11 protein-coding genes are annotated in these 6,268 nt (G+C 66.1%); 6 read left to right on the forward strand and 5 right to left on the reverse strand.

Annotated features, from left to right (window positions below):
- Nucleotides 1-79 precede the first annotated feature (79 nt).
- Nucleotides 80-643 (reverse strand): DUF3011 domain-containing protein, encoded by a 564-nt coding sequence (locus tag AC1DJN_RS07410; protein ID WP_032978638.1) that lies wholly within the window; start codon nucleotides 641-643, stop codon nucleotides 80-82.
- Between the two features lie 130 nt (nucleotides 644-773).
- A complete protein-coding gene (locus tag AC1DJN_RS07415; RefSeq protein ID WP_025876332.1) occupies nucleotides 774-980 on the reverse strand; it encodes a hypothetical protein in 207 nt (68 codons plus the stop codon).
- Nucleotides 981-1,396: 416 nt separating this feature from the next.
- On the opposite strand from AC1DJN_RS07415, the gene AC1DJN_RS07420 reads away from it, so the two are divergent.
- The 5 genes from AC1DJN_RS07420 (at nucleotide 1,397) to AC1DJN_RS07440 (ending at nucleotide 3,728) form a co-directional block, all read left to right on the forward strand.
- Nucleotides 1,397-1,660, forward strand: a complete 264-nt coding sequence (locus AC1DJN_RS07420) for a hypothetical protein (protein ID WP_033831612.1) — start codon at nucleotides 1,397-1,399, stop codon at nucleotides 1,658-1,660.
- Nucleotides 1,661-1,671: 11 nt separating this feature from the next.
- Nucleotides 1,672-1,905 (forward strand): DUF1653 domain-containing protein, encoded by a 234-nt coding sequence (locus tag AC1DJN_RS07425; RefSeq protein ID WP_442251529.1) that lies wholly within the window; start codon nucleotides 1,672-1,674, stop codon nucleotides 1,903-1,905.
- Between the two features lie 70 nt (nucleotides 1,906-1,975).
- A complete protein-coding gene (locus AC1DJN_RS07430; RefSeq protein WP_478039042.1) occupies nucleotides 1,976-2,731 on the forward strand; it encodes a transporter in 756 nt (251 codons plus the stop codon).
- A gap of 78 nt (nucleotides 2,732-2,809) precedes the next feature.
- Nucleotides 2,810-3,382 (forward strand): TetR/AcrR family transcriptional regulator, encoded by a 573-nt coding sequence (locus tag AC1DJN_RS07435; RefSeq protein ID WP_134832865.1) that lies wholly within the window; start codon nucleotides 2,810-2,812, stop codon nucleotides 3,380-3,382.
- A gap of 13 nt (nucleotides 3,383-3,395) precedes the next feature.
- The gene (locus AC1DJN_RS07440) at nucleotides 3,396-3,728 is read left to right on the forward strand and encodes an SMR family transporter (protein WP_032978627.1); all 333 of its coding nucleotides are present in this window, start codon (nucleotides 3,396-3,398) and stop codon (nucleotides 3,726-3,728) included.
- Nucleotides 3,729-3,753: 25 nt separating this feature from the next.
- Here the strand turns inward: AC1DJN_RS07440 and AC1DJN_RS07445 are convergent, their stop codons facing one another.
- The 3 genes from AC1DJN_RS07445 to AC1DJN_RS07455 form a co-directional block, all read right to left on the reverse strand.
- On the reverse strand, nucleotides 3,754-3,927 hold the full coding sequence (locus AC1DJN_RS07445) for a DUF1328 domain-containing protein (protein WP_025876319.1): 174 nt from the start codon (nucleotides 3,925-3,927) through the stop codon (nucleotides 3,754-3,756).
- A gap of 104 nt (nucleotides 3,928-4,031) precedes the next feature.
- The gene (locus AC1DJN_RS07450) at nucleotides 4,032-4,673 is read right to left on the reverse strand and encodes a LysE family translocator (protein WP_478039043.1); all 642 of its coding nucleotides are present in this window, start codon (nucleotides 4,671-4,673) and stop codon (nucleotides 4,032-4,034) included.
- A 99-nt stretch (nucleotides 4,674-4,772) separates the two neighbouring features.
- Nucleotides 4,773-5,405 carry a cation efflux transmembrane domain-containing protein gene (locus AC1DJN_RS07455; protein WP_025876315.1) on the reverse strand — a complete coding sequence of 211 codons (633 nt, stop codon included), beginning with the start codon at nucleotides 5,403-5,405 and terminating at the stop codon, nucleotides 4,773-4,775.
- Nucleotides 5,406-5,542: 137 nt separating this feature from the next.
- Between AC1DJN_RS07455 and AC1DJN_RS07460 the strand changes: the two genes are divergently transcribed.
- Nucleotides 5,543-6,235 carry an aspartate/glutamate racemase family protein gene (locus AC1DJN_RS07460; RefSeq protein WP_478039044.1) on the forward strand — a complete coding sequence of 231 codons (693 nt, stop codon included), beginning with the start codon at nucleotides 5,543-5,545 and terminating at the stop codon, nucleotides 6,233-6,235.
- The last annotated feature ends 33 nt before the right edge of the window (nucleotides 6,236-6,268 follow it).

Genomic DNA, 6,268 nt, shown 5'->3' on the forward strand with positions numbered 1-6,268 from the left:
TCCCGGGAGTCGACAATACGAGGAAAGAAGTGTGATCGCTATCAGATTTTTCTGATCTTGAGCCGATTGCGACAACCGCTCAATTCACCTGGAACTGGGCCCTGCAGCCATTGCTGACCCAGATGCCACGGCGGTCCCAGCCCCAGGTCTGGCCTTCGATGCAGGCACTGCGCGATTCCTGTCGTACCAGACGCACGCCGCGACGAACCTGCGCATCGCAGTACTGCTGGCGCCGGTCATTGGAATGGCAGGCAATCACCTGGCCACCACCACCCCACTGGCTTCCGCCCCAGCCGTTGCCACCACCGCCACCCCAACCACCGCCGCCACCGCCCGGCCGCCGGTATTCACCGACGAATTCGGCACGGCAGCCCTGGGTAACCCAGACACCGTAACGGGATTGGCCCCAGGTCTCACCTTCCACACAGGGGGAGCCGGACAACTGGCGGATCATGCGCGCACGCCCTTCCAGCCGGCACTCGTTGCTGCGGTTCTTGATCGATTCGCAGCGCACGATGCCATTGCCACCACGATCATCGTAGCGATCGTCGTAGCCATAGTTCTGCGCCTGCACGCCGCCAGCGGCAGCCATCATCGGCAACACGGTGCACGCCACGGTGCGCCAAGTGAGTCCCTTGCCCATCCCTTGTCTCCAGGTGAATACGGTGGAGGCAAGCATCAGGGATTCCCGGCGTGGCGCACAGAGGGAGCCGCGACGGCGGTTTTTCCCCCATTCAACCAACCCAACCGCAACTGACTGCGGCTGCGGTGGCTCAGCGGCCGAAGTGCAGCGCGTCGACCGCTGTGCCCAGCGCTTCCACGCGCACGGTGCTGTGCTGGCCGGTACGGCAGTGATGCTCGCTGGCCCGCGAGGCAGCGGCATCGAAGGCGGCCGCACCGGTGCTGAACACTTCGGTCGCGCGTGTCTGCGGATCCAGGACGGACCAGCGCTGGGCGGTGCATTGGACAGTGATGACCATGGTGGGCTCCTGCGGTTCTGGGAAATCGGGGACCGGCGCAAGGCCGATCTCCGATGCCCGACCAGCCTAGCCAGYGCCCCGGAGAAGACCTATCGGATTTATCCGAAAACTCCCCACCATCGCCTCAGAAAGCGCCCCCCATCACATCCCTGAGGCCATTTAGGAAACCCGTTCCGTGACCCTTGTCACGAAGTCAGCCGCGCTTCACACTATCGTCATCAACAGGGGCCCCTTCCACATGCGCACCTCGCTTCCACTGCAGCGTTCGACGCTGCTGAAGTTCTATTTCGCCGCCAGCTACGTGGTATTGATCGAGGAACTGGTCCGCGCATCGCTGAGTTGAGGATCGGCCAGCGATGCTTGCCGCTGCTGCCGGGACCGAACAGACTGTCGGTTTACGGCACGGAGYCGCGCCCATGAAAGTCCTGATGCTGATCCCGCTGCTGGCTCTGGCCGCGTGTGCCAGCCCGGAAAAACCAGTCACCCATGACGCCGCCACACCCGTGGTCGGTGGCGATCGCGATGCGCACGGTTGCATCGGTTCGGCCGGCTATCAGTGGTGCGAACGCAGCCAGCGCTGCGAGCGCCCGTGGGAACTGGCACAGGCGCAGGGCCTGGCCAACACCGCCGAAGCCATCGATGCCTACTGCGCCACCCCGGCGTCGCCGGCACGCAGGTAACGGGCCCACCAATGACCGACCTGACCCCGCTGCCCGCGCTGGCACCTGGCCGCTACCGCCACTTCAAGGGTGGCGAGTACGAAGTGATCGACATCGTCCGCAGCAGTGAGACGCTGCAGCCGATGGTTCTCTACCGCACTCTGTATGGCGAGGGCGGCCTGTGGGTGCGGCCCTATGCGATGTTCATTGAGCAGGTGCCCGGCGAGCACGGCCCGCAGGCGCGTTTCGCCCGCATCAGCGACTGAGCGGTGCGGCTCACGCCGCGCGCACGGTATCGCCGGGCATGCTGAAGATCCCCTGCGAGACGGAACCCGCATGCGCCACACCCTGTTGATCGCCCTGTCGCTGGCCAGCACCCCGGTGCTRGGCGCGGAACCTCCCAGCTTCGATCGTCCCGGCATCGGCTTCGGCACCGACACGGTGCCGCGTGGCGGCCTTGCCGTCGAACTGGGCCTGCCCAGCTATCAACGTGAGCGTGATCGCGACGGCCTGCGCACGACGACGCTGTCCAGCGACCTGCTGCTGCGCACCGGGCTGGCTCCGGGCTGGGAACTGCAGTTGGCGTCCACGCCATGGCAGCGTCAGCGAGAACGTGGCCCCGACCTGCCGCGCACGCAGCAGCGCGGCGCCGGCGACAGCACCGTCGGAGTGAAATGGGCAGGTCCCGGCAGTACCGAACGCACGGCGTGGGCGCTGCTGGCCAGCGGGGTGATCGCGCGTGGCGATGCAGCCTTCAGCGACGGCCGCCAGTACGCGCTGRCCGCCAGCGTCGAGCACAGCTTCAACGACCGCTGGAGCGGCGCGCTGTATGGCAGTCATCAGCGTGGCGCCGGCCAGCGCAGCACCACCTGGTCGCCCAGCCTCTCGTTGAGCGTGACCGAGCGGCTTGGCACCTATCTCGAAGCCGGTTTCACCCACGCCAACCAGCAACCCGACGAGGCCATCGCCGGCGCAGGGCTGACCTGGATGCTGCGGCCGAACGTGCAGCTGGACGCCTCGTTCGACCTGGGCCTCAATCGCAACAGCCCCGACCTGCAGCTCGGCACCGGCATCGCGTTCTATATGCAGTGAGCTCAAGACCTGATCGTGCGCGCCGGGCGCATCGCCCCCGCGCTACAATCATACCGTCCAGTCGGTTTCGTTCCCCCCATGACAGAATCCCCTCCCCGCTCCCGCCGCAAGGCGCCCGACAGCGTGCGCCAGGCACTGCTGCACGCGACCGCCCATACCCTYGGCCAGAATGGGCTGGCGGCCCTCACCGTGCAGGACGTCGCCGACGCCGCCGGTGTCAGCAAGGGCGCGCTGTTCCATCACTTCAGCAGCAAGCAGGACCTGATCGAGGCGACGCTGACCTCGCTCATCGCCGACTTCGAGGACAGAGTGCGTGCGGTGCTGCGACAGTCCCCGCGCCGCCATGGCGGCTTCAGCCGTGCCTATGTGCAGGTGAATTTCGAGCATCTGCTGCAGCAGGAGCAGATCAACGACATCGGGCTCACCATGGGCAACATGCTGGAGCCGGCGCTTCTGGTCTACTGGCGCACGTGGCTGCGCGGCATGCTCGCCGAGTTCCCGGATGAAGCCAGCGATCCGCGCCTGTACGCCGCGCGTTGCGTTGCCGATGGTTACTGGGCCACCGCCTATGGGCGGCCGCTGGACGAAAACGAGCGCCAGAATGCCCAGGCCATGGCCCTGGAGGCACTGAAGCTGTGCGAACCGGCATGAGCAGGAGGATTCGATGAACCCATATCTCTACCTGGCCGGTGCGATCGTGCTGGAGGTGATCGCCACGTCCCTGCTCAAGGCATCCGAAGGCATGACCCGGCTCGGTCCCACGCTGGGCGCGCTTGCCGGTTACGGCGTGTGCTTCTACCTGCTGTCGCTGACGATGAAGTCGATCCCCACCGGCATCGCCTATGCGATCTGGTCCGGCGTCGGCATCGTGCTGATTTCGCTGATCGGACTGCTGGTGTTCAAGCAGCGCCTGGACGCTCCGGCGCTGATCGGTATCGGCCTGATCTGTGCCGGCGTGCTGGTCATCAACCTGTTCTCGCACAGCAGCGCGCATTGAACGCGCTGCTGCACGAACACCCGGGCTAGGCGACCTTCTTGGCGACGGTCATGCCAAGCACGAACAGCACAACGGCAATGATGATGCCGGCCCAGAACAGGAACTTCGCGATGCCCACGGCAGCGCCGGCGATGCCGCCGAAACCCAGCGCACCGGCGATCAGGCCGATGATGGCGAAAATGATGGCCCACTTGATCATGTCGATCCTCTCCCTGGCGGGAATACTGAAGGTGGGATCAGGTTAGGTACGCCGCGATGCCACACGCGTGAACAGGTCGCAGGCGCGGCGTGAAACGAACCCGCTCAGCGCGGCCGGAAGCGCAGCAGCGCCACTGCGAAAGCGAGGAACACGCTGCCGACCAGGCGTTCGAACCAGCGTTGCGCAAATGGCTTTGCCAGCCAACGGCGCAGCCCATGCCCGCCTGCGGCATACATCACGTACCAGAACAGTTCGCAGGTGGCGAAGGTCGCCACCAGCACCGTGTACTGCACGGCCTGGCCACGCGCGGGGTCGACGAACTGCGGCAGGAACGCGGCGGCGAACAGCAGCAGCTTGGGATTGCTCAACCCCACCAGCAGGCCACCACGGAACACTGCCCAGGCACCGTGCACCGGCGCCAGCGCTGCTGCATCGACGTCTGTCGCCACCGGCGCCTGCCGGTAGCTGTCCCGCCACGCCTTGATGCCCAGCCAGGCCAGGTAGGCCACACCCAGGTAGCGCAGCACATCGAACAGCATCGGCGATGATCGCAGCACCGCGCTCAGGCCGGCCGCGGACGCCGCAAGCACCAGCAGCATCGCCAGCAGGCAACCGGCCATGGCCGGCACGCTGCGACGGARGCCCAGGCCGACGCTGCGCCCCAGGATGTGCAGCATGTTCGGGCCCGGCGTGCCACACAGCACGAAGACTGTCGCCAGGAACCACCACCAGGTATGCAGGGCCATCACTTCATCCACCGTAATAATCCCTGCAAGGATAGTGCGCAGCGGCTGTCACCACCATGTACAGTCCGGGGTCGATTCGACGGTTACAGCCGGTGCGGCTCAGCCGGTGGCAATGCGCGATGCGCGCAGCTCGGTCATCGCGATGCGCAGCACCCGAAGCGCCGAGCGCAGGAACACGACCAGCAGCGCGATGGCGACCAGCAGGTCCGGCCAACCGGCACCGAACAGCGCCACCAGCCCCGCCGCCAGCACCACCGAAACGCCCTCGAAGATATCGTTGCGTGCGCATTCCCAGGCCGATGCCAGGTTCACGTCATCATTGCGATACGGCGTCAGCAGCCACAGGCAGAAACCGTTGGCAGCCAGGTTCAACAGCGCGGCCAGGCCCATGCTTTCGAACAGGGGAACCTGCGGATGCGCCAGCCGCCATCCGATCTGTGCCGCCACTGCCACGGCCGCAGCCAGGATCAGCACGCCCTTGAACAACGCAACCCGCGCCTTGGCCGCCACGCCGGCCCCCACCACCAGCAGGCTCAGCAGATAGGTCGCCGCATCGCCCAGGTTGTCCAGCGCACCGGAGAGCAACGAGGAGGAATGGCTGTACCAGGACGCGCCGACCATCATCAGGAAGGTCGCCAGGTTGATCAGCAGGACGATCCACAGCACGCGCCGGTGGCGCGCCTGCATGGCTGCCACATCCAGCGTCTTGCCGCAGCCACAGCATTCGCCCATCGCCCTGCCCTCTGCCTGTCGTACCCCATTATCACGCCAATCAGGCCCGTCGGCAGCTGCTGCGGCGGGTCCACCCACAATTGCACGTCCTGGCCCCTGTTGTGCTGCAATGGCGCTTCCCCGGCACGGAGACACGCATGAAGACGCTTGGCCTGATCGGTGGCATGAGTTGGGAGAGTTCGGCGCAGTACTACCGCCTCATCAACGAAGAGGTACGCGCGCGGCTGGGCGGCGCGCATTCTGCGCAGCTGCTGATGTGGTCGCTGGATTTCGCCCSCATCAAGCAGCTGYAGCACGACGGCGACTGGAATGCCCTGGGCAACGAGATGGTCGATGCCGCACAGCGGCTGCAGGCCGGTGGCGCCGACCTGCTGCTGATCTGCACCAACACCATGCACAAGCTCGTTGCTGAGATCGAGGCGGCCTGCCCGCTGCCCTTGCTGCATATCGCCGACCCGACTGCCACGGCGATCGTGCAGGCCGGTCTGCAGCGTGTCGGCCTGCTCGGCACCGCCTTCACCATGGAGGAAGACTTCTACCGTGGCCGCCTGAGCGAGCGCTTCGGCCTGGACGTACTGGTTCCGGAGGCCGATGACCGCCGCGAGGTGCACGCGATCATCTACGAGGAGTTGATCGCCGGGGTGGTCAACGAGCGATCACGGCAGGTGTACGTCGAAGTGATTGAACGCCTCGTTGCCCGCGGTGCCCAGGCGATCATCCTCGGCTGTACCGAGATCATGCTGCTGGTACGCGCCGAAGACAGCCCGGTGCCGCTGTTCGACACCACGACCCTGCATGCACGCGCGGCAGTGGACGCAGCGTTGGCGTAACCCACGGCGGGGTGCAGGGTCGTGGTGTCGAAC

The sequence above is a fragment of the Stenotrophomonas sp. 05L414_2 genome (assembly GCF_056397905.1).

Excerpts from the sequence above, each read along its gene's own strand:
- AC1DJN_RS07410 (WP_032978638.1), bottom strand. The coding sequence starts at position 643 with ATGGGCAAGGGACTCACTTGGCGCACCGTGGCGTGCACCGTGTTGCCG.
- AC1DJN_RS07415 (WP_025876332.1), bottom strand. The coding sequence starts at position 980 with ATGGTCATCACTGTCCAATGCACCGCCCAGCGCTGGTCCGTCCTGGAT.
- AC1DJN_RS07420 (WP_033831612.1), top strand. The coding sequence starts at position 1,397 with ATGAAAGTCCTGATGCTGATCCCGCTGCTGGCTCTGGCCGCGTGTGCC.
- AC1DJN_RS07425 (WP_442251529.1), top strand. The coding sequence starts at position 1,672 with ATGACCGACCTGACCCCGCTGCCCGCGCTGGCACCTGGCCGCTACCGC.
- AC1DJN_RS07440 (WP_032978627.1), top strand. The coding sequence starts at position 3,396 with ATGAACCCATATCTCTACCTGGCCGGTGCGATCGTGCTGGAGGTGATC.
- AC1DJN_RS07445 (WP_025876319.1), bottom strand. The coding sequence starts at position 3,927 with ATGATCAAGTGGGCCATCATTTTCGCCATCATCGGCCTGATCGCCGGT.
- AC1DJN_RS07455 (WP_025876315.1), bottom strand. The coding sequence starts at position 5,405 with ATGGGCGAATGCTGTGGCTGCGGCAAGACGCTGGATGTGGCAGCCATG.